The sequence below is a fragment of the Actinomyces sp. HMSC065F12 genome, from assembly GCF_001814535.1.
Classification (GTDB): Bacteria; Actinomycetota; Actinomycetes; order Actinomycetales; family Actinomycetaceae; genus Pauljensenia; species Pauljensenia radingae_A.
This window is the reverse complement of sequence record NZ_KV817013.1, coordinates 1-1,183: the sequence shown is the minus strand read 5'-3', so window position 1 is coordinate 1,183 and position 1,183 is coordinate 1. Positions and strand designations below refer to the sequence as shown.

Here is a 1,183-nt window from a genome sequence, read left to right as displayed (position 1 = left end):
AATTCGCCCGCCTCGTCGACCAGGTAGGAGGAGCAGAAGCCAGAAGAATCCGGGAAGCCACCACCACCGCGTACTTCACCACCACCATGCGTGACGCGTTCGAAGAGTACTGCGACCATGCAGCCAGCCACGTCGAGCCGCGCACTGTGGAAGACTACCGGCGCATCTGGGAACGCTACCTGACAGAATTCGACTTTATGCCGATCGAGGGAATGACACGCAGGGACGTGGAAAAGTGGGTCACCAGTTTACGTTCTAGAGAAACCATGCTCTCCATTTCGGCACGTAGGAAAGATCCACAGGCAGAACCGGTATTCCTCTCACCCAAGACCATCAGGAACGCTCACGGGTTACTGTCTTCCGTGCTCGCCTTGCAGGTAGAGCGTCATGTGATCGGCGTAAATCCCGCGTATGGTGTAGCGATGCCCAGGCAGCGCAGACGCCGCCAGCCCGTGTTCCTCACAGTAGGGCAGCTGAAAAAGCTCATCGAATGCACACGTGAAGACTGCCGCCTACTTGTTCGTTTTCTGGCTGGCACTGGATTACGGTGGAGCGAAGCGACCCAGCTGCAGCCAAGGGACATTGATTTTTCGAGCAGACCGGCTGTGATCCATGTGTCGAGGGCGTGGAAGAAGCAGGGGACTGGGTTTGTTGTTGGTGCACCGAAGTCGCCTGCGTCTGTGCGTGACGTGTCCATGCCGGATTCGCTTTCCAGAGACGTGCGGGAAGCGTGCGCGGGTAAGAGGCCTGACGATCTTGTGTTTCCGAGTAGTGAGGGTCTTCGGATGCGCGATTCGTGGTTTCATCAGAGGATTTGGCAGCCTGCTGTGACGCGTGCGGGACTTGATCCGCGTCCTCGCGTACATGATTTGCGGCATACTCACGCGTCAATGCTGATAGCGGCGGGTGTGCCGCTGCCATATATTCAGCGCCGCTTAGGTCATGAGAACATTTCGACCACGGTGGATACGTATGGGCACCTGGCTCCCGACGCTGGAAGAGTGGCTGCTGCCGCGACTGAAACAATGATGGCGGAGTTGGACGAACAGCGCGCATAAGAGAATCGCGCCACCCGCCGGGATCAGTATCCCAGTGGGTGGCGCTGCTCTACGTGCGTGCCGTGTGTTACTTGTTCATGTCAGGATGAAGGCGGCGCACCGTCTCATCGACCTCAGTAAACCGA

1 protein-coding gene is annotated in these 1,183 nt (G+C 57.9%); it reads left to right on the top strand.

The window, feature by feature from the left end:
* Positions 1-1,058 (top strand): tyrosine-type recombinase/integrase (locus HMPREF2975_RS08210; RefSeq protein ID WP_070727010.1); only part of this gene is annotated, 1,058 nt, incomplete at its 5' end.
* Between the last annotated feature and the right edge of the window lie 125 nt (positions 1,059-1,183).